The sequence below is a fragment of the Bacillus sp. FSL W8-0770 genome, from assembly GCF_038008705.1.
Taxonomy (GTDB): Bacteria; Bacillota; Bacilli; order Bacillales; family Bacillaceae_G; genus Bacillus_A; species Bacillus_A cereus.
The window spans coordinates 4,072,485-4,092,301 of record NZ_JBBOZR010000001.1 but is presented as its reverse complement, the minus strand read 5'-3'; the positions used below and the strand labels follow the sequence as shown (position 1 = coordinate 4,092,301).

Genomic DNA, 19,817 nt, shown 5'->3' with positions numbered 1-19,817 from the left:
TGAACAGGAAGGATGCGGGAATATGAATAGTAAACAATTAATTCTAGAAGCAATCGAAGCGCGTAAACAAGCGTACGTACCATATTCTAAATTTCAAGTAGGTGCAGCACTATTAACGCGCGATGGAAAAGTATATCGTGGATGTAATGTTGAGAATGCATCATATGGCTTATGTAATTGTGCTGAAAGAACAGCTTTATTTAAGGCGGTTTCTGAAGGAGATAAAGAATTTGTAGCCATTGCGGTTGTAGCAGATACAAAGCGCCCAGTACCTCCTTGTGGAGCATGTCGACAAGTTATGGTAGAATTATGTAAACAGGATACGAAAGTATACTTAACAAATTTACATGGTGACGTTCAAGAGACGACAGTCGGAGAATTGTTACCAGGAGCATTTTTAGCGGAGGATTTACATGAATAGAAAAGGTTATAAATCAGGTTTTGTCTCTATTATTGGCAGACCGAATGTTGGGAAATCTACATTTTTAAATCGTATTATCGGCCAGAAAATTGCTATTATGAGTGATAAGCCACAAACGACTCGTAATAAAATTCAAGGTGTATATACAGAAAATGATGCACAAGTTATTTTCATTGATACACCAGGAATACATAAACCTAAACATAAACTAGGCGACTTCATGGTGAAGATGGCGCAAACGACATTAAAAGAAGTTGATATCGTTCTGTTTATGGTTAATGCTGTCGAAGGCTTTGGTCGTGGTGAAGAATTCATCATCGAGAAGTTAAAAGAAACGAAACAACCAGTATTTTTAGTAATTAATAAAATTGACCAACTTCATCCAGAGCAATTACTAGAGTTAATTGATCAATATCGTAAACTACATGAGTTTGCAGAGATTGTACCAATTTCTGCGTTAGACGGTAATAATGTGGACGCTTTAATTGGAACAATTAAAAAGTATTTACCAGAAGGACCACAATACTATCCAGATAATCAAGTAACGGATCATCCGGAGAGATTTATTATTGCAGAGCTTATTCGTGAGAAAGTACTACATTTAACACGTGAAGAAGTGCCGCATTCTGTGGCTGTTGTTATCGATGCGATTCAAAAGCGTGAGGGCGGGGCAGTTTATATAAATGCAACGATTGTTGTTGAACGTGCATCACAAAAAGGAATCATCATCGGAAAACAAGGGAAAATGTTAAAAGAAGTTGGTAAGCGAGCTCGTTTTGATATTGAAGCGCTACTTGGTTCTAAAGTATTTTTAGAAGTATGGGTAAAAGTGCAAAAAGATTGGCGTAATAAAATGTCTCAGCTTCGTGACCTAGGTTTCCGCGAGGATGAGTACTAAAATAGAGTCAAGCTGTAATCAGTGGATGGTTGGTTCATCCACTGATTATTGGTTTTTATGAACTTTGATAAATTAGGAAAAATTTTTCTCACATGAAAATGGACAAAATGGGTCAATTTAATAACAACAAAGGAAATTGGTTTATAGGCTACGCTTATTGAGAAAGGTGGATTCTTATGCTAGATTTTACCTGGAAGTTTTTCTCCAAAACAGGAAGCATTGAAACGTACTTGCTTTTGAAAGAAATGGAAAAAGACGTAAACGATGAGATGGATCAACATGAAGAGGAGCTAGCGCATCTAGACTCTCCAATTTCTTGACCCGTTTTGTTCAAACCTTGGATGGTGACGAACATGTTTCAAAAAGTTGAGGGCATCGTTATCCGTACGACAGATTACGGAGAAACGAACAAGATTGTTACAATATTCTCAAGAGAACTTGGTAAGGTAAGTGCAATGGCAAGAGGGGCAAAAAAACCGAAAAGCCGATTAGCATCTGTGTCGCAATTAATGACACATGGCCAGTTTCTTATTCAAATGGGATCTGGGCTTGGAACATTGCAACAAGGCGAGATTATTTCAACTATGAAAGAAATTCGCGAGGATATATTTTTAACTGCTTATGCATCATTTATTGTTGAATTAACTGATAAAGCAACAGAAGATAAAAAACATAATCCGTATTTATTTGAAATGTTATATCAAACGTTGCATTATATGTGTGAGGGTGTTGATCCAGAAGTATTATCATTAATTTATCAAACGAAAATGCTTCCGGTATTAGGGATGCGCCCGTACTTTGATACATGTGCGATTTGTCATCAAGAAACAGACTTTGTCGCCTTCTCCGTTAGGGAAGGCGGTTTTCTGTGCTCACGTCATGCGGAGCAAGACCCGTATCGTATACCGGTAGGAGAAGCTGTTCATAAATTATTACGTCTTTTCTTCCATTTCGATTTACATAGGCTCGGAAATGTATCGGTAAAGGATAGCACAAAAAAACAAATGCGTTTAGTATTGAATACATATTATGATGAATATTGCGGAATTTATTTGAAATCAAGACGTTTTTTAGAACAACTTGATAAGTTTCAAATATAATTTTGGGCCGTATACGGTCCTTTTTACATACTTTCTTTTTCGAATAGCATATTTAGTATATAATATTTAAGAGATAGTATAACTTTTTTCGTTGTGCATTAAAGGTGGTGATTATCATAGAGCTGAATAAACGGCAAGAACATATAATTCAGATTGTAAAAGATCACGGTCCTATTACAGGGGAATCAATTGCAGCGCAATTGGGTCTAACACGTGCGACGCTAAGACCAGATTTAGCAATTTTAACGATGGCTGGTTATTTAGAAGCACGTCCACGCGTAGGTTATTTTTATACGGGTAAAACTGGGGGGCAGTTATTATCTGAAGCTGTTAAGAAAATTAAAGTACAAGATTATCAATCTAGACCGGTTGTAATTGATAAAAATGTTTCCGTATACGATGCAATTTGTACGATGTTTTTAGAGGACGTTGGTACATTGTTCGTTGTAGATCAGATGACTCTATTAGTTGGTGTTGTGTCTCGTAAAGATTTATTAAGAGCGAGCTTAGGAAAGCAGGATTTAACCTCTCTTCCGGTTAATATTATCATGACAAGGATGCCAAACATTGCGATGTGTCGTAGAGAGGATTCTTTATATGATATTGCGATGGAATTAATAGAAAGACAGATTGATGCAATGCCAGTTGTAAAAGATACGAAACAAGGTTTAGAAGTGATTGGGCGAATTACAAAAACAAATATTACACGTGCGTTTGTAAATTTAGTAAATAACGAATAAGTGTAATTTGTTTAAAGTGAGGTAATGTAATGGATAATAAAATCGTATATGTCGTATCTGACTCTGTAGGGGAAACGGCTGATTTGGTTGTTCGAGCAGCAATGGGGCAATTCCCGTTTGCTCCTGATATTAGACGTGTACCGTATGTAGAAGATACAGGGACATTAAAAGAAGTGATTTCGATTGCTAAGAGTAATCAAGCACTTATATGTTTTACGTTAGTTAAGCCTGATATGCGCAAATATTTAGTAACAGAGGCTGCAAAAGAAGGGGTAGAGGCATACGATATTATCGGCCCTCTTATTGATCAAATTGAAGAAATTACGGGGCAAGTGCCGAGATATGAGCCAGGCGTTGTCCGTAGGTTAGATGAAGAATACTTTAAAAAGATTGAAGCGATTGAGTTTGCTGTGAAGTATGATGACGGCAGAGATGCACGAGGTATTTTAAAAGCGGATATCGTGTTGATTGGTGTTTCGCGTACATCAAAAACACCACTTTCTCAATATTTAGCTCATAATAAACGCTTGAAAGTTGCGAATGTACCACTCGTGCCAGAAGTTGACCCACCTGAAGAACTATATCAAGTGGCAAAAGAAAAATGTTTCGGTTTGAAAATTACGCCAGATAAGTTAAATCATATTCGAAAAGAACGATTAAAATCACTTGGATTAAGTGATGGAGCAACATATGCAAATATTAATCGTATTCAAGAAGAAATTGATCACTTTGAGGAAGTAATTAGTAAAATAAATTGTCAAGTAATCGATGTATCGAATAAAGCAATTGAAGAAACAGCAAATATTATTGTGAATGCAGTGCAAAACCAAAAAATGTTTTAGCACATTTACCAAAGGTGAATGTGCTTTTTTCGCTCGTGTGAAATATGGTACCTATGGATTTTGTAATAGATTGTAGTGTAATGGTTATACTTATACTCCTTTGTCTTTTAGTATATTCAAGGTGTGAGTTTGTCATCCTGAAATGTAAGATGAAAAAATAAAGGGATATGTAGCGTAGTTGAAGAAAATATATTATAATAAAAAATTGTGATAAAAACCTATATTTTACGTTTAGACTTTAATTTTTCAGAATAAACTAGGGATAGGATTTACGAAAAAGACATGTAATTACGTTAAATCGACAAAATCTATACAAGAAAACGCACATTATGGAAGGATTCACAGAAGGGATGTAGAATACAGAAATATGCAAAGCATTGACAACATATTAGTTGGTGTGGATGTATATCCCGTGAAGGCTGAAATTGTGCAAGTTGGAGCGGAATTTCATGTCGGAATTTTGTTTGTCGCATCATATGCTCATCCTTTAAGGAAATAGCAAGGCCATTGGATCTTTGTAGATACTGAACAAAATGGAGTTGATCGTTATATGGATCAACATGAAAAAGTTACAAATCTCAAGATCAAACAGTATATGTGGCTTGCTACTCTTCTTATAAAAAGGTGTATATGTATTGTTTCTAAGAGATACATTTGTAACAGATGAGCAAATGTATACAATTTTATATAGCAAGTATGTATATGCGATTTATGCAGATAAAGGACCTATAGGAAAGGTTTAAAATCGTTTATACAATGTAATCGGCAACACTTTCTAACAAGTTTAGAAAAATATTGTCGAATTATAAAGGAATTTTTTAATTTATATCGAATACAAAATACGACACGGAGATGGAGTTATGGGGAACAGAATTCCCGAAGAAGTTGTTGAACAGATTCGGACATCATCCGATATTGTAGAAGTCATTGGTGAATACGTTCAACTTAGAAAACAGGGGCGTAACTATTTCGGCCTTTGTCCATTTCATGGTGAGAATTCTCCTTCATTCTCTGTTTCATCTGATAAGCAAATTTTTCATTGCTTCGGATGTGGAGAAGGTGGAAATGTATTTTCCTTTCTAATGAAAATGGAAGGACTGGCTTTTACCGAGGCTGTTCAAAAGCTAGGCGAAAGAAATGGAATTGCGGTTGCAGAGTATACATCAGGGCAAGGACAACAAGAAGACATATCTGATGACACTGTCATCATGCAACAAGCTCATGAATTATTGAAAAAGTATTATCATCATTTATTAGTAAATACGGAAGAGGGAAATGAAGCACTTTCATATTTATTAAACCGTGGTATTACGAAAGAGATGATTGAGAAGTTTGAAATTGGTTATGCATCACCTACTTGGGATGCAGCGACGAAAATTTTACAAAAAAGAGGTTTATCGCTGTCTAGTATGGAACAAGCTGGCCTTCTAATAAGAAGTGAGAAGGATGGTAGTCATTATGATCGCTTCCGTGGAAGAGTTATGTTCCCGATCTATACGTTACAAGGTAAGGTGATAGCGTTTAGTGGAAGGGCGTTAGGAGATGACACTCCGAAATATTTAAATAGCCCTGAAACACCGATTTTTCACAAAAGTAAATTGTTGTATAACTTCCACCAAGCAAGACCGTTTATTAGAAAGCGTGGGCAAGTGGTTCTTTTCGAAGGATATGCCGATGTACTAGCTGCGGTAAAAAGTGGTGTGGAAGAAGCTGTTGCGACAATGGGAACAGCTTTAACTGAAGAACAAGCAAAACTTCTGCGACGTAACGTTGAAACTGTTGTTCTTTGCTATGATGGTGATAAAGCAGGGCGAGAAGCGACGATGAAAGCAGGGCAATTATTGCTAAAAGTTGGTTGCCAAGTGAAAGTCACATCCTTGCCAGATAAGCTTGATCCTGATGAATATGTGCAACAATATGGGACTACTGCTTTTGAAAATCTTGTGAAATCAAGTGTGAGTTTTGTTGGTTTTAAAATAAATTATTTGCGTTTAGGGAAAAATTTGCAAGATGAGTCTGGCAAAGAAGAATATGTGAAGAGTGTTTTAAAAGAGTTATCGTTGTTACAAGATGCGATGCAGGCAGAGTCATATTTGAAGTCATTATCGCAAGAATTTTCGTATTCAATGGAAACACTTTTGAACCAATTGCACCAATATCGCAAAGAACAAAAGGTACAGCAAAAACAAATAAAGCAGGTTGCTAAACCGTCTCAAGTCGTTCAAACAAAACCGAAGTTAACAGGTTTTGAAAGAGCGGAAAGAGAAATTATTTACCATATGTTGCAAAGTGCAGAAGTAGCTGTTCGTATGGAATCCCATATAGAAGATTTTCATACAGAAGAACATAAAGGGATTTTATATGAACTATACGCATATTATGAAAAGGGAAATGAACCTTCAGTCGGAACATTTTTAAGTTGGCTCTCTGATGAAAAGTTGAAAAATATTATCACTGATATTTCGACGGATGAATTTATTAATCCAGAATACACAGAAGAAGTGTTGCAAGGCCATTTGGAGACGCTTAGACGGCATCAGGAAAAACTTGAAAAGATGGAGATCATCTTTAAAGTGAAACAAATGGAAAAAACAGATCCTGTAGAGGCTGCTAAATATTATGTAGCATATTTACAAAATCAAAAAGCGAGAAAATAGCTTTTTTGATAAAGTTTTAGTATAATGAATGTTTGTATCTCGCGTAAGGAGGGGAACAGATGGCTGACAAACCAGCTCGTTCTAAACAAATTGAAACTGAAATGACCCTTGAGCAAGTGAAAGAACAACTCACTGAGCTCGGAAAAAAACGTGGCGTTCTTACATATGAAGAGATTGCAGAACGCATGAATGGATTTGAAATTGAATCCGATCAAATGGATGAATACTATGAATATTTAGGTGAACAAGGCATTGATTTAGTTGGTGATAATGACAACGAAGAAGGCCCTAATAATCGCCAAATTACAAAAACAGAAGAAGAGTTTGACCTCAATGATTTAAGTGTACCACCTGGGGTTAAAATCAACGATCCTGTTCGTATGTATTTAAAAGAAATTGGTCGTGTAGACTTACTATCTGCAGAAGAAGAAATTCGACTTGCAACGCGTATTGAAGAAGGCGATGAAGAAGCGAAACGTCGTCTTGCAGAAGCAAACTTACGTCTTGTAGTAAGTATTGCAAAGCGCTATGTAGGCCGTGGTATGCTTTTCTTAGACTTAATTCAAGAAGGTAATATGGGTCTAATTAAAGCTGTTGAAAAGTTCGATTATCGTAAAGGTTTCAAATTTAGTACGTATGCAACTTGGTGGATTCGCCAAGCTATTACACGTGCCATTGCAGACCAAGCACGAACAATTCGTATTCCAGTTCATATGGTTGAAACGATTAATAAGTTAATTCGTGTACAACGTCAATTATTACAAGATTTAGGTCGTGAACCGTCTCCTGAAGAGATTGGTGAAGAAATGGATCTTGCTCCAGAAAAAGTACGTGAAATCTTAAAAATTGCACAGGAGCCAGTTTCTCTTGAAACACCAATTGGTGAAGAAGATGACTCCCATTTAGGTGACTTTATTGAAGACCAAGAAGCAACATCGCCTGCGGACCATGCGGCCTATGAATTGCTAAAAGAACAATTAGAAGATGTGTTAGATACGCTAACAGATCGTGAAGAAAATGTTCTACGTCTTCGTTTCGGTTTAGATGATGGACGAACTCGTACGCTTGAAGAAGTTGGGAAAGTATTCGGCGTAACGAGAGAGCGTATTCGTCAAATTGAAGCAAAAGCACTTCGCAAATTAAGACATCCAAGCCGTAGTAAGCGTCTTAAGGATTTCTTAGAATAGGTTATTTTTTAAGTTTACTTCACCTTTGTGAAGTAAACTTTTTTATTTTGTTAATTTTTGTTAAAATTTAGCTATCGGCAACGATTACAATTTCTTGTAATTTATTTTACAGAATTGTCTTTTGATTTGCAAATGCTCATTTTTCGATTTTTCGATTAATTTTGTTTATTATATACAAAAATATATGTAGAAAAGCGAAAAATATGATGAGAAACGTTAATAATTATCGAAATAATAAGCGATATGACAATAAAAAACAACAAACTGAATTTATGGAATATTTTTAACAAGTGGTAGTTTACTCTTTTCTGATAGAGCGTTTTCAAGTACAATGGAAATGACTGAATCATCTAACTATTTAGGGGTATAGAGGGGGGAGAAGAGATATGAAACGTAATCCGCTGATTCCGTTCGCTCTTATTGCAGCATTGGGTATTATCGTTATGTTTGTATTTTCATTTCAGGGGCTAAATAAATCTAAAGAGTTAGCTGATGCAAAAAATGGCGGGAAGCCAGCACAAACAGCATCAAAGCCAGAGGATATTGTGAAGCAAAGCTGTACGAGCTGCCATGGTGATCAGTTACAAGGGGCAGTTGGACCTAACTTACAAAAAATTGGTGGGAAACTTTCAAAGGATGAAATTAAAGAAATTCTTTCGAAAGGAAAAGGCAATATGCCTGCCAATATAGTTCCAGCTGATCAAGCCGCTAAAGTAGCTGATTGGTTATCGAAGAAAAAATAAAGTTCCGTATGACAAGCCTTTTGCTTATGCAAAGGGCTTGTTTTTCTATATTTTCTAAAATACGATGAATGATAGAGCGGTGAATTGTTGTTATGGGCTTGCAACAACTACTATAAATTCATTATCATGGAGACAGACTGACAAGAGAAGGAGTAATGGAAATACATGAATGAAGTAAAGCTTTCAAAACGATTAGAAGAAGTTGTACGTGAAATACCAGTAGGATCTACAGTTGCTGATATTGGATCGGATCATGCGTATTTACCGTGTTATACAATTATAAATAATATTGCTACAAAAGCAGTTGCAGGAGAGGTTGTAGATGGACCATTTCGCTCTGCGCAAGCAACTGTAGCTGAAAGTGGTTTACAAGATAAAGTAGATGTGCGTAAAGGGAATGGATTAGCTGTTATAGCGCCAGGAGAAGTAGATGTAATTACGGTTGCTGGAATGGGCGGAGCGTTAATTCGTGACATTTTAGAAAGTGGTAAAGAAAAATTAGAAGGTGTAACACGTTTAATTTTACAGCCGAATATTGCAGCGCATCATATTCGTGAATGGTTTATTGAGAATGGTTGGGAGCTTATCCATGAAAAAATCGTAAAAGAAGATGGGAAAATTTACGAAATTTTAGTAGGGGAGCGAGGAAATGTTGTAGCGCCTTACTCTGAAAATAAACAAGCTGAATTGTTTATGGGACCATTTTTAATAAAAGAAAAAAGTGAGGCTTTCGTTGAAAAATGGGAAGGAGAATTAAAAAACTTCCAAAATATTTTAAAACAGTTGGAACGTGCGGCTGATTCTGAAGAAACAAAAGCGAAGCGTGGGGAAGTAGAAGCGAAAATGAAAATGATAGGGGAGGTTTTATCATGAGTAAAATTCCAAACGGCCATGAAATTATTTCTTTATTTGAAAGTATGTATCCGAAGCATTTGGCGATGGAAGGAGATAAGATTGGCCTGCAGATTGGAGCGCTTAATAAACCCGTGCAGCACGTATTGATTGCGTTAGATGTAACGGAAGAAGTTGTGGATGAAGCAATTCAATTAGGGGCAAATGTCATTATTGCTCATCATCCTTTAATTTTTAACCCGTTAAAAGCGATTCATACAGATAAGGCGTATGGGAAAATTATTGAAAAGTGTATTAAAAATGATATTGCAATCTATGCAGCGCATACAAATGTGGATGTTGCTAAGGGCGGGGTAAATGATTTACTTGCTGAGGCGTTAGGATTGCAAAATACAGAAGTTCTAGCACCGACATATGCAGAAGAAATGAAAAAAGTTGTTGTGTTTGTGCCAGTCACTCATGCAGAAGAAGTAAGGAAAGCATTAGGAGACGCAGGTGCTGGTCATATCGGCAATTATAGCCACTGTACGTTTAGTAGCGAGGGTACAGGCACATTTGTACCTCAAGAGGGGACAAACCCTTATATCGGGGAAACTGGACAGTTAGAACGTGTAGAAGAAGTGCGAATCGAAACGATTATTCCAGTTTCATTACAGCGGAAAGTGATTAAAGCAATGGTAACGGCACATCCATATGAAGAAGTAGCATACGATGTGTACCCGCTTGATAATAAAGGTGAAACGTTAGGCCTGGGAAAAATAGGATACTTACAAGAAGAAATGACGCTTGGTCAATTTGCAGAACATGTGAAACAATCATTAGACGTGAATGGGGCAAGAGTTGTCGGTAAGTTAGATGATAAAGTGCGTAAAGTAGCTGTACTTGGTGGAGATGGTAATAAATATATAAACCAAGCAAAATTTAAAGGAGCAGATGTATATGTAACTGGTGACATGTACTATCATGTTGCTCATGATGCGATGATGCTCGGTTTAAATATAGTTGACCCAGGACATAATGTTGAAAAAGTAATGAAACAAGGTGTACAAAAGCAACTGCAAGAAAAAGTGGATGCAAAGAAATTAAATGTTCAAATTCATGCTTCGCAGTTACATACAGATCCATTCACATTTGTATAAGTAAAATAAAAACCGTTGCTCCATTAGGGCAACGGTTTTTATTATTGTTCTTTCTTCACCTTTACGCGAGGTAATATCTTTTGAAGTGGTACTTTTCTAACTCTCTCCCACGTTGTTGGATTCATTGGGTCATATTGCTCTAAGAACGCGATAACTTCTTTTGTAATCGGCGTTGGAGTAGAAGCACCTGCTGTAACAGCTACGTTTTCTACACCTTGTAGCCACTCTAATTGAATTTCGCTTACATCAGCAACTCGATATGCTTTTGTACCGGCGATTTCTTGTGATACTTGTGCTAAGCGATTTGAATTGTTACTTTTCGGATCACCAACAACAATTGTTAAGTCTGCAACATCAGCTTGTTTAGCGACAGCTTCTTGGCGAACTTGAGTAGCTAAACAAATTTCTTTATGGAATTCTGCTGTTGGGAATTTTTTTTGAATGTCCTCCATTAAATGTTGAACATCCCATTGACTCATCGTTGTTTGATTCGTTACTAAAATTTTATCTGTTGGAATTTCTAATGTTTTTAAATCATCGGCTCTTTCGATAAGGTGAACGATGTCAGGTGCAATACCAACTGCGCCTTCTGGCTCTGGATGATTTTTTTTACCGATATAAATGACATGATACCCTTCCGCTTTCTTAGCTTCGATAAGGTCATGCGTCTTGGTAACATCTGGGCAAGTGGCATCGATTGTTGTTAAACCTTTTTCTTTTGCGCGTTGTTTAACTTCTGGAGAAACACCGTGTGCTGTGAAAATAACAGTACCAGAATCAATTTTATCTAAAATTTCTAAGCGACTTGGACCGTCTAATGTGATGATTCCATCTTCTTCAAAAGCGTCTGTAACATGTTTATTGTGAACAATCATACCTAAAATATAAATGGGTCTCGGCAATGATTTATCTAATGCAGCGTTACGTGCAATTACCATTGCATCGACAACACCGTAGCAATAACCACGAGGGGAAATTTTAACAATTTTCATATGAGTAATCCTCTCCTTCTAAACAAGGGATACTTTTGTGCATAGTCTTTTACATTATAAAGGAGGAGTGGATAGAAAACAAAGGATTGTTACACATATAGTTTTGGTTTTGTTGCTGTTTGTTGAACTGGTTCTTTCGGTAACTCTTTTTCTATTACAGGTTCAATCACTATTTTCTTTCGTTTTCGTTTCTTTTTTTGAGGTGCAGGAGGCGGACTTTCTACCTCAACTGGCTCTGTTACATTTTCCGTTTGATTTTCTTCCGTACTTTTTCCAGAGGTGAGGATTTTAACAATGCTTGGTAGACTACGCATAATAGGACCATACTGTTCGACGACAGGACCTACAGATTGAACGACTTGGGATACTTTTTCGATGTTGTTTATCATATTAGTAGGATTCGAAATTAAGTTCGAAAAGAAACTGCCGATGCCACTGCTTGCTGTTGCGGCAGCTGTAGTTGCGCCGCCGCGCGTTTCATTTGATTCATACATTTGAGGCGGTATCATTTGCTCAGGATGTTGCTGCATGTATGGTTGATATTGTGGATGTTGCTGCTGATATTGTTGCTGGTATTGCTGCTGATATTGCTGTTGATATTGTGGCGGCGGTGGTGGTTGCTGATGCATCATCAGTTGCCCTTCCATTTGTCGGTAAGGTGGAACCATTTGCATAAAAGGCTCGGTTGGATCGTGTTTTTTAAAAAGCTTAGCAAGAAAACCTTTCTTTTTTTGTGCCATTGGTGGTAGTTGTGGAATTGGATATGGTGTATAAGGTTGCTGCCCTGGATTCGGATACATTTGCCTTGTAGGGGATTTCGGAAACATGTGAGAAATCCTCCTTTCTTCAGTTAGGTATATACACATACAATATGCAATAAAAGGGAAGAAGGTTAGTTTTTGAAGTGAAAACCTAAACTAAAGATGGATTTTACTTGTAGATTTCGATATAATGTAGACTTGACTGATTTGTGCGCGCAGTAGAAATTTTAGAAAGAAGGTGTAACTTATGACACAACAAACTTTTACACAGTATGATTTTAAACCATTTTTAATAGATGCAGTTCGTGAACTACGCTTTACAGAGCCGACAGGAATTCAGCAGAAAATTTTCCCGGTCGTGAAAAAAGGTGTAAGTGTAATTGGACAATCCCAAACAGGTTCTGGGAAAACACATGCATACTTACTTCCTACATTAAACAGAATTAATGCAAGTCGTGAAGAAGTACAACTTGTTATTACAGCGCCTACTCGTGAGTTAGCACAACAAATTTACGAAGAAATCGTGAAGTTAACAAAGTTTTGTGCGGCAGACCAAATGATTACAGCACGTTGTTTAATTGGTGGAACTGATAAACAACGCTCAATTGAAAAGTTGAAAAAACAACCTCATATCGTAGTTGGAACACCAGGACGTATTAAAGATTTAGTAGAAGAGCAAGCATTATTTGTTCATAAAGCAAATACGATTATTGTCGATGAAGCAGACTTAATGCTTGATATGGGATTCATTCATGATGTAGATAAAATTGCAGCACGCATGCCTAAAAACTTGCAAATGTTAGTTTTCTCTGCAACAATTCCTCAAAAACTAAAACCGTTTCTGAAGAAGTATATGGAGAATCCAGAGCATATTCATATCAATCCAAAACAAGTTGCAGCTGGAAACATTGAACACTATTTAGTGCCTTCTAAACATCGTAATAAAATTGATTTAGTGCATAAAATGCTACTTCAATTTAAACCGTATTTAGCAGTTGTTTTCACGAATACGAAAAAGATGGCAGACCAAGTTGCTGATGGATTAATGGAACGTGGCTTAAAAGTTGGACGAATTCACGGGGATTTATCACCACGTGATCGTAAAAAAATGATGAAACAAATTCGTGACCTTGAATTCCAATATATTGTTGCGACTGATTTAGCAGCACGTGGTATTGATATTGAAGGGATTAGCCATGTTATTAACTATGAGCTACCATCAGATTTAGATTTCTTCGTTCACCGCGTTGGAAGAACAGCACGTGCGGGGCATTCTGGTATTGCAGTGACGATATATGATCCAGCAAACGAAGAAGCGTTAGATAGTTTAGAAAAACAACGTCATATTGAGTTCAAGCATGTAGATTTACGCGGAGATGAGTGGGCCGATTTAGGTGAGCGTCGTCGTCGTAAGAGCCGTAAAAAACCAAATGACGAACTTGATGTTATGGCAACGAAAGTTATTAAAAAACCAAAAAAAGTAAAACCAAACTATAAACGTAAACTTGCAACAGAACGTGACAAAGTGAAGAAAAAATATGGCAATAAAAAAAGATAAGGGGTTTCCCTTATCTTTTTTTTATCCCGCTATTTGTGGGAGGTGTAATCAATATGGATAGAAAAGTATTGATTAAAGTTTCACTTAATCCAGCTAATTTAAATGAAAAGTATAGTCTGTATAAATAGTCATATAAATTTGTGTAGTGCATCTTTTGTGAACAAACAATTCACTACATATTTCTACAAATTATGCTATCATTATATCTATTGTATATTGAAGAGGTGATTGTATGTTAAAGATTGGATCTCATGTTTCCATGAGTGGTAAGAAAATGTTATTAGCAGCAAGTGAAGAGGCTGTTTCATACGGTGCAACAACGTTTATGATTTATACAGGTGCACCGCAAAATACACGAAGAAAACCAATTGAAGAATTGAACATAGAAGCAGGAAGAAAACATATGGAGCTGAACGGAATTGAGGAAATTATCGTCCATGCGCCTTATATTATTAATGTTGGGAATACAACGAAGCCAGAAACATTCCAATTAGGAGTAGACTTTCTTCGCATGGAAATTGAAAGAACATCGGCATTAGGTGTAGCGAAACAAATTGTTCTTCACCCAGGAGCGCACGTTGGTGCTGGAGCAGATGCTGGTATTCAACAAATTATTAAAGGGCTTAATGAAGTATTAACGCCAGAACAGACGGTTAACATTGCGTTAGAGACGATGGCAGGAAAAGGAACAGAATGCGGTCGTAGCTTTGAAGAAATTGCAAAAATTATTGATGGTGTAAAATATAATGAAAAGCTATCTGTATGCTTTGATACATGTCATACGCATGATGCAGGATATGATATTGTAAATGACTTTGACGGCGTATTAAACGAATTTGATAAGATCGTTGGTATAGATCGTTTACAAGTACTTCATATTAATGATAGTAAAAATGTACGCGGAGCAGGAAAAGACCGTCATGAAAACATTGGATTTGGTCACATTGGGTATAAAGCATTGCATCACATTGTACATCATCCACAGTTAATGCATGTACCAAAAATTCTTGAAACACCGTATGTAGGGGAAGATAAAAAAGATAAGAAGCCACCATACAAATTGGAAATCGAAATGCTGAAAAACGGCACTTTTGATGAAGGGCTTCTTGAAAAAATTAAAGCGCAATAAGGAGGGGGAAATCCCCTCCTTATTTTAGTAGTTGCTGAAATAATGTATTTACTTGTTGGGCAGTGGCAGGGGAAGTTACTTTTGCGATTTGTTTTAAGAGCTCTAGTCGCTCGTTGTTATCGTAGATATTAATATTTTTACCCTTCATAAGTAAAACGATTTGATCAGCTTGTGCGGCTGTAATGGGAACTTCATATTCTTTGCTATATTTTAATAACTCTTTTGTAGAAATATGATTTAATTTTTTATTAACAATTTGTTTAATGAGGTTCATCTTATTATCCTCCTTCACGCGTTCTTCTATCGAAATATATGAGCATATAGCTTGTACATATTCGTATGGAGTTTCTTTTTTCATGAGGAAAAGAAGCGTATGTTATAATATAAGGACAAAACTACAGAAAAAGAGTAAAGGGAGGACTTATGGAGCAAAAGCAACATCGAAAAGAAAGTGTTATTCATCTCATTTATCGTTTAGTTATGATTATTTTTGGAGCAGCATGCGCGGCGGTAGCAATTGAACTATTTTTAATGCCAAATAAAATTATTGATGGTGGAATTATTGGTATTTCTCTTATATTAGATTATCTTACTCCTAACATTTGGTGGTTAAGTTTTTCTACTTTAGTCGTTGTTCTCAATATCCCATTTATGTATTCCGGTTATAAGCAAATTGGAAAAACATTTATGTTATCTTCGACATTTGGTATTGTAGCGTTAGCTTTCATTGAGTCAACGTTACATGCGGTACCACCATTTACAACAGAACCTATTTTAGCGACAGTGTTTGGTGGTCTTATTTTAGGTCTTGGTGTAGGACTTGTAATTCGTCATGGTGGATCGCTAGATGGAACTGAAATTATGGGGATTTTATTAACGAAGAAATTACCGTTCTCTGTTGGTGAATTCGTAATGTTTGTGAACTTATTTATTTTTGCATGGGCAGCATTTGTGTTTGGTGTGGAACAAGCGATGTATTCTGTTATGACGTACTATATCGCATTTAAAACGATCGATACAGTAATTCAAGGGCTAGATGAAACGAAGGCGGTTTTAATTGTATCTGATCAATATGAGGAAGTATCAAACGCGATTTTGCATCGTCTTGGCCGTGGAACTACAAAGCTTGTAGCGAAAGGTGGTTACACGGATAAAGAAAAAGAAGTTATTTATGCAGTTGTAACGCGTCTAGAAGTGACGAAGTTAAAATCAATTGTGCATGAAATTGATGAAAATGCGTTTGTTACGATTATGAGCACGCAAGAGACAAATGGTGGTAAGTTTAAATCGGCTATTCACTAAAAAGTTTATAGGAATATTTTTCGAAAGCAGAGAATTTTTCTCTGCTTTTTGTTATAATAGTAGGGTTTCTTGAAAAAATAGATATATTTTAGGCAGATTGGTTTACAACTATAATAAGCTGTACTATAATTCAAATAGATATAAATCGGAATCATTCTGAATTAAAATAGGTGAGATGCTATGAATAATATATTAGAAATTGAAGGTTTAACATTCCGATACGAAGATCGGAATGTGTTAGAAAATATTAATTTGCAAGTTCCGAAGGGAGCTTTTTTAGGTTTAGTGGGACCGAATGGTTCAGGTAAATCAACTCTACTTAAGTGTTTATTAGGTGTTTTAAAGCCAAAAGAAGGAAGCATTCGCGTGTTTGGCGTTGATAGTAAGAAGTTTAAGGAATGGAACAAAGTTGGTTATGTATCCCAAAAGGCAAATAGTTTCAATTCTGGTTTTCCAGCAACTGTTTCTGAAGTTGTGTCAATGGGACTTGTTTCGAAAAAAGGGCTTTTTCGCTTTTTCACAAAAGAGGATAAGAAAAAGGTAGAAAAAGCAATTGCTGATGTAGGGATGAGTGAGTTTCAAGGTCGTAACATTGGAGAGCTTTCTGGTGGACAGCAACAGCGTGTATTTATTGCTCGTGCGCTCGTTAGTGATCCTGAATTGCTTATTTTGGACGAGCCTACTGTTGGAATCGATGTAAAAAATGTGGAAAGTTTTTACGAAATATTAGAGGATTTAAACAAAAGGCTCGGGATCACATTAATTCTTGTTACTCATGATATGGGAGCTGTTACTGAAAAAGTAACACATGTTGCATGCCTAAACCAACATCTACATTTCCATGGAAATGTAGAGAAGTTCCGAGAGTTAGAAGATGCAGAAATGTCCGTCTTATATGGACATCATGTTCATCGTTTAGAACACGAACATGAGCATCACGGGAGGATATAATGATACAAGATTTTTTACAATATGACTTTTTACGTAATTCTTTATACGCAGGTATTTTAATTGGACTTGTTGCACCGCTAATTGGTGTGTTTGTTGTTATTCGTCGTTTATCTCTTATTGCGGATGCATTAAGTCACGTGACGTTATCGGGTATTGCAGCAAGTTTATTACTTGAAAAAACCATTTTTACAGGTGGGTTTTTAAACCCCTTATATATGGGGATGATTTTCTCGATTGGTGGAGCGCTACTAATCGAAAAGTTACGAACTGTATATAAGCACTATCAAGAATTAGCAATTCCAATTATCCTTTCGGCAGGGATGGGGGTTGGAGTTATTTTCATTTCACTTGCAAATGGATTTAACACAGACTTATTTAGTTATTTATTTGGTAGTGTCAGTGCTGTAACAAGTACAGATTTAATTATTATTGGTATTGTAGCAATTGTTGTTGTTGCGACAATTATTTTATTATATAAAGAGCTGTTTCTATTATCATTTGATGAGGAATACGCAGTATCAACTGGTTTAAGAGCGAAATGGATTCACTTTATTTTCATTATATTAGTTGCTCTTGTCATTGCAGTATCAATGCGTGTAGTGGGGGTTCTTCTTGTATCATCATTAATGACGTTACCAGTTGCAGCAAGTATTCGTATTGCTAAAGGATTTAAACAAACAATTTTCTTTTCCATTTTATTCGGTGAAATTGCAGTAATTGGTGGAATGTTTGCTTCGTATCAACTTGATCTAGCGCCAGGTGGTACAATTGTTATGATAGCAGTTCTTATTTTAATCGGTGCGATTTTATGGAAGAAGAAAAAAACTGCATAAAGTAGGGATAGGTATGAATCTAACAGAAGCTTTACGCCTAATGAAAGAAAAAGGATACAAACATACTGGAAAAAGAGAAGAGATGCTCAGATTATTTGCAGCACATAATCGTTATTTAACTGCGAAAGACGTTTTAGAGCATATGAAGGACGATTATCCAGGGCTTAGTTTTGATACGATTTATCGTAACTTAACAGTTTTTGCTGAGATTGGTGTTTTAGAACAAACGGAATTAAATGGTGAAAAACATTTTCGTTTTACTTGTTCTATTATGGAACATCATCATCATTTTATTTGTTTGGATTGTGGGGGAACGAAAGAGATTACTTCCTGCCCAATGGATTTTATGAATAAAGATTTTACCGGTTATGAAGTAACGGGTCATAAGTTTGAAATATATGGTCGTTGTCCAAAATGTGCAAAGTAAAAGCTCGTCGGTTAAACTGACGAGCTTTTTTACGTAGAAAAGAAGGTTGCTCACAAATATTGTGGCAACCTTCTTTTTATTGTTCTTGTGTCTCTTTTTCTTTTTCTCGCTCAGCAGCCATTTCAGCAGCAATTACGTCGATCTCTTTTTTCAGTTCTTCTACCATTGTTTCTTCTGGTACTTTACGAACGACTTGCCCTTTACGGAATAATAATCCCTCTCCACGTGCACCGGCAATACCGATATCAGCTTCACGAGCTTCACCAGGACCATTTACAGCGCAACCAAGTACTGCAACTTTAATTGGTACTTGAAGTGTAGAGATGTATTCTTCCACTTCGTTAGCGATGCTAATTAAATCAATTTCAATACGACCACAAGTTGGACAAGAGATAAGTGTTGCTGCGTTAGACGCAAGACCGAATGATTTTAATAGTTCACGAGCAACTTTTACTTCTTCAACTGGATCAGCACTTAATGAAATACGTAGTGTATTTCCGATGCCTTTATTTAAGATTGCTCCAAGACCAGCAGCACTTTTTACAGTTCCGGCAAACAATGTTCCGGACTCTGTAATACCTAAATGTAATGGATAATCAAAAGCACGAGCAGCTTTCTCGTATGCTTCAATTGCTAAGTTAACATCAGAGGCTTTCATAGATACGATAATATCGTGGAAATCTAAGTCCTCTAAAATTTTAATATGATGTAGCGCACTCTCAACCATACCATCTGCAGTTGGGTACCCGTACTTTTCTAAAATGTGACGCTCTAATGAACCAGCGTTTACACCAATACGGATTGGAATACCGCGCTCTTTTGCTGCATTTACAACAGCTTCTACTTTATGGCGACGACCAATGTTACCTGGATTGATACGTACTTTATCAATGCCACCTTCAATTGCTTTTAAAGCAAGGCGATAATCAAAATGAATATCAGCAACAAGTGGAATGTTGATTTGTTTTTTTATATCAGCAATAGCATCTGCTGCGCGTTCATCTGGAACGGCAACGCGGACGACTTGACAGCCGGCTTCTTCTAAACGCTTAATTTCAGCAACTGTTGCTTCAACATCATGTGTTTTTGTTGTTGTCATACTTTGTATAATTAATTCATTATTACCGCCGATTGTTAAATTACCGACTTTAACTGGACGTGTTTTTGTACGATGAGTCATTTCATTCACGAATAGATCGCTCTCCTTATAAAAGAAGTTTCTTATTTAGTCCCTCATATCAATGATAGTATACGTGATATAGGGCTATAGAAACCGAAGTACTCG

21 protein-coding genes are annotated in these 19,817 nt (G+C 36.5%); 17 read left to right on the top strand and 4 right to left on the bottom strand.

Annotation, left to right across the window (positions count from 1 at the left end; translation table 11 throughout):
• Positions 1 to 22: 22 nt before the first annotated feature.
• The 11 genes from NST27_RS21060 to NST27_RS21010 all read left to right on the top strand — a co-directional run bounded on the left by NST27_RS21060 (position 23) and on the right by NST27_RS21010 (position 10,579).
• Positions 23 to 421, top strand: coding sequence for a cytidine deaminase (locus NST27_RS21060; protein WP_001086282.1), 399 nt, complete (start codon positions 23 to 25; stop codon positions 419 to 421).
• On the top strand, positions 414 to 1,319 hold the full coding sequence (gene era, locus NST27_RS21055; protein WP_001080229.1) for a GTPase Era: 906 nt from the start codon (positions 414 to 416) through the stop codon (positions 1,317 to 1,319). The genes NST27_RS21060 and era overlap by 8 nt, the downstream gene beginning before the upstream one ends.
• Before the next feature lie 176 nt (positions 1,320 to 1,495).
• Positions 1,496 to 1,639, top strand: coding sequence for a YqzL family protein (locus NST27_RS21050; protein WP_000883924.1), 144 nt, complete (start codon positions 1,496 to 1,498; stop codon positions 1,637 to 1,639).
• 33 nt (positions 1,640 to 1,672) lie between these two features.
• Entirely contained in the window at positions 1,673 to 2,419 is a 747-nt protein-coding gene (gene recO / locus NST27_RS21045; RefSeq protein WP_000487013.1) for a DNA repair protein RecO, read from the top strand.
• A gap of 107 nt (positions 2,420 to 2,526) precedes the next feature.
• Positions 2,527 to 3,159: a helix-turn-helix transcriptional regulator gene (locus NST27_RS21040; RefSeq protein ID WP_000583756.1), complete on the top strand. Its 633-nt coding sequence runs from the start codon at positions 2,527 to 2,529 to the stop codon at positions 3,157 to 3,159.
• 29 nt (positions 3,160 to 3,188) lie between these two features.
• A complete protein-coding gene (locus tag NST27_RS21035) occupies positions 3,189 to 4,001 on the top strand; it encodes a pyruvate, water dikinase regulatory protein (RefSeq protein WP_000368936.1) in 813 nt (270 codons plus the stop codon).
• 860 nt (positions 4,002 to 4,861) lie between these two features.
• Positions 4,862 to 6,658 carry a DNA primase gene (gene dnaG / locus NST27_RS21030; RefSeq protein WP_000528224.1) on the top strand — a complete coding sequence of 599 codons (1,797 nt, stop codon included), beginning with the start codon at positions 4,862 to 4,864 and terminating at the stop codon, positions 6,656 to 6,658.
• 59 nt (positions 6,659 to 6,717) lie between these two features.
• Positions 6,718 to 7,845 (top strand): RNA polymerase sigma factor RpoD, encoded by a 1,128-nt coding sequence (gene rpoD / locus NST27_RS21025; protein ID WP_000764066.1) that lies wholly within the window; start codon positions 6,718 to 6,720, stop codon positions 7,843 to 7,845.
• A 386-nt stretch (positions 7,846 to 8,231) separates the two neighbouring features.
• Complete coding sequence (cccA, locus tag NST27_RS21020; RefSeq protein ID WP_000828141.1) at positions 8,232 to 8,588, top strand: cytochrome c550; 357 nt, start codon at positions 8,232 to 8,234, stop codon at positions 8,586 to 8,588.
• 165 nt (positions 8,589 to 8,753) lie between these two features.
• Complete coding sequence (locus NST27_RS21015; protein WP_001006544.1) at positions 8,754 to 9,461, top strand: tRNA (adenine(22)-N(1))-methyltransferase; 708 nt, start codon at positions 8,754 to 8,756, stop codon at positions 9,459 to 9,461.
• The gene (locus tag NST27_RS21010; protein WP_000036221.1) at positions 9,458 to 10,579 is read left to right on the top strand and encodes a Nif3-like dinuclear metal center hexameric protein; all 1,122 of its coding nucleotides are present in this window, start codon (positions 9,458 to 9,460) and stop codon (positions 10,577 to 10,579) included. Before NST27_RS21015 ends, NST27_RS21010 begins: the two co-directional genes overlap by 4 nt.
• A gap of 41 nt (positions 10,580 to 10,620) precedes the next feature.
• On the opposite strand, the gene NST27_RS21005 is transcribed toward NST27_RS21010, so the two are convergent.
• A complete protein-coding gene (locus NST27_RS21005; RefSeq protein WP_000706660.1) occupies positions 10,621 to 11,571 on the bottom strand; it encodes a 4-hydroxy-3-methylbut-2-enyl diphosphate reductase in 951 nt (316 codons plus the stop codon).
• 89 nt (positions 11,572 to 11,660) lie between these two features.
• Positions 11,661 to 12,398, bottom strand: coding sequence for a YqfQ family protein (locus NST27_RS21000; RefSeq protein WP_000484162.1), 738 nt, complete (start codon positions 12,396 to 12,398; stop codon positions 11,661 to 11,663).
• Between the two features lie 181 nt (positions 12,399 to 12,579).
• On the opposite strand from NST27_RS21000, the gene NST27_RS20995 reads away from it, so the two are divergent.
• Together NST27_RS20995 and NST27_RS20990 are read left to right on the top strand one after the other, a co-directional pair.
• On the top strand, positions 12,580 to 13,890 hold the full coding sequence (locus NST27_RS20995) for a DEAD/DEAH box helicase (RefSeq protein WP_000194014.1): 1,311 nt from the start codon (positions 12,580 to 12,582) through the stop codon (positions 13,888 to 13,890).
• A gap of 232 nt (positions 13,891 to 14,122) precedes the next feature.
• Positions 14,123 to 15,019: a deoxyribonuclease IV gene (locus NST27_RS20990; RefSeq protein WP_000912460.1), complete on the top strand. Its 897-nt coding sequence runs from the start codon at positions 14,123 to 14,125 to the stop codon at positions 15,017 to 15,019.
• 19 nt (positions 15,020 to 15,038) lie between these two features.
• Here NST27_RS20990 and NST27_RS20985 read toward each other — a convergent pair whose 3' ends face one another.
• On the bottom strand, positions 15,039 to 15,293 hold the full coding sequence (locus NST27_RS20985) for a DUF2624 domain-containing protein (RefSeq protein ID WP_001048954.1): 255 nt from the start codon (positions 15,291 to 15,293) through the stop codon (positions 15,039 to 15,041).
• Positions 15,294 to 15,442: 149 nt separating this feature from the next.
• Here NST27_RS20985 and NST27_RS20980 point away from each other — a divergent pair, with 149 nt between their 5' ends.
• The 4 genes from NST27_RS20980 to NST27_RS20965 all read left to right on the top strand — a co-directional run bounded on the left by NST27_RS20980 (position 15,443) and on the right by NST27_RS20965 (position 18,532).
• Positions 15,443 to 16,321 (top strand): YitT family protein, encoded by an 879-nt coding sequence (locus tag NST27_RS20980; protein ID WP_000435963.1) that lies wholly within the window; start codon positions 15,443 to 15,445, stop codon positions 16,319 to 16,321.
• A 180-nt stretch (positions 16,322 to 16,501) separates the two neighbouring features.
• A complete protein-coding gene (locus NST27_RS20975) occupies positions 16,502 to 17,272 on the top strand; it encodes a metal ABC transporter ATP-binding protein (protein ID WP_001059662.1) in 771 nt (256 codons plus the stop codon).
• Positions 17,272 to 18,105 carry a metal ABC transporter permease gene (locus NST27_RS20970; RefSeq protein ID WP_000613815.1) on the top strand — a complete coding sequence of 278 codons (834 nt, stop codon included), beginning with the start codon at positions 17,272 to 17,274 and terminating at the stop codon, positions 18,103 to 18,105. The genes NST27_RS20975 and NST27_RS20970 overlap by 1 nt, the downstream gene beginning before the upstream one ends.
• A 13-nt stretch (positions 18,106 to 18,118) precedes the next feature.
• Positions 18,119 to 18,532, top strand: a complete 414-nt coding sequence (locus tag NST27_RS20965) for a Fur family transcriptional regulator (protein ID WP_001054516.1) — start codon at positions 18,119 to 18,121, stop codon at positions 18,530 to 18,532.
• A gap of 76 nt (positions 18,533 to 18,608) precedes the next feature.
• Here the strand turns inward: NST27_RS20965 and ispG are convergent, their stop codons facing one another.
• Complete coding sequence (ispG, locus tag NST27_RS20960; RefSeq protein ID WP_153577907.1) at positions 18,609 to 19,712, bottom strand: flavodoxin-dependent (E)-4-hydroxy-3-methylbut-2-enyl-diphosphate synthase; 1,104 nt, start codon at positions 19,710 to 19,712, stop codon at positions 18,609 to 18,611.
• Positions 19,713 to 19,817: the final 105 nt, after the last annotated feature.

Excerpts from the sequence above, each read along its gene's own strand:
- NST27_RS21060 (WP_001086282.1), top strand. The coding sequence starts at position 23 with ATGAATAGTAAACAATTAATTCTAGAAGCAATCGAAGCGCGTAAACAA.
- era (WP_001080229.1), top strand. The coding sequence starts at position 414 with ATGAATAGAAAAGGTTATAAATCAGGTTTTGTCTCTATTATTGGCAGA.
- NST27_RS21050 (WP_000883924.1), top strand. The coding sequence starts at position 1,496 with ATGCTAGATTTTACCTGGAAGTTTTTCTCCAAAACAGGAAGCATTGAA.
- recO (WP_000487013.1), top strand. The coding sequence starts at position 1,673 with ATGTTTCAAAAAGTTGAGGGCATCGTTATCCGTACGACAGATTACGGA.
- NST27_RS21035 (WP_000368936.1), top strand. The coding sequence starts at position 3,189 with ATGGATAATAAAATCGTATATGTCGTATCTGACTCTGTAGGGGAAACG.
- dnaG (WP_000528224.1), top strand. The coding sequence starts at position 4,862 with ATGGGGAACAGAATTCCCGAAGAAGTTGTTGAACAGATTCGGACATCA.
- rpoD (WP_000764066.1), top strand. The coding sequence starts at position 6,718 with ATGGCTGACAAACCAGCTCGTTCTAAACAAATTGAAACTGAAATGACC.
- cccA (WP_000828141.1), top strand. The coding sequence starts at position 8,232 with ATGAAACGTAATCCGCTGATTCCGTTCGCTCTTATTGCAGCATTGGGT.
- NST27_RS21015 (WP_001006544.1), top strand. The coding sequence starts at position 8,754 with ATGAATGAAGTAAAGCTTTCAAAACGATTAGAAGAAGTTGTACGTGAA.
- NST27_RS21010 (WP_000036221.1), top strand. The coding sequence starts at position 9,458 with ATGAGTAAAATTCCAAACGGCCATGAAATTATTTCTTTATTTGAAAGT.
- NST27_RS21005 (WP_000706660.1), bottom strand. The coding sequence starts at position 11,571 with ATGAAAATTGTTAAAATTTCCCCTCGTGGTTATTGCTACGGTGTTGTC.
- NST27_RS21000 (WP_000484162.1), bottom strand. The coding sequence starts at position 12,398 with ATGTTTCCGAAATCCCCTACAAGGCAAATGTATCCGAATCCAGGGCAG.
- NST27_RS20995 (WP_000194014.1), top strand. The coding sequence starts at position 12,580 with ATGACACAACAAACTTTTACACAGTATGATTTTAAACCATTTTTAATA.
- NST27_RS20990 (WP_000912460.1), top strand. The coding sequence starts at position 14,123 with ATGTTAAAGATTGGATCTCATGTTTCCATGAGTGGTAAGAAAATGTTA.
- NST27_RS20985 (WP_001048954.1), bottom strand. The coding sequence starts at position 15,293 with ATGAACCTCATTAAACAAATTGTTAATAAAAAATTAAATCATATTTCT.
- NST27_RS20980 (WP_000435963.1), top strand. The coding sequence starts at position 15,443 with ATGGAGCAAAAGCAACATCGAAAAGAAAGTGTTATTCATCTCATTTAT.
- NST27_RS20975 (WP_001059662.1), top strand. The coding sequence starts at position 16,502 with ATGAATAATATATTAGAAATTGAAGGTTTAACATTCCGATACGAAGAT.
- NST27_RS20970 (WP_000613815.1), top strand. The coding sequence starts at position 17,272 with ATGATACAAGATTTTTTACAATATGACTTTTTACGTAATTCTTTATAC.
- NST27_RS20965 (WP_001054516.1), top strand. The coding sequence starts at position 18,119 with ATGAATCTAACAGAAGCTTTACGCCTAATGAAAGAAAAAGGATACAAA.
- ispG (WP_153577907.1), bottom strand. The coding sequence starts at position 19,712 with ATGACTCATCGTACAAAAACACGTCCAGTTAAAGTCGGTAATTTAACA.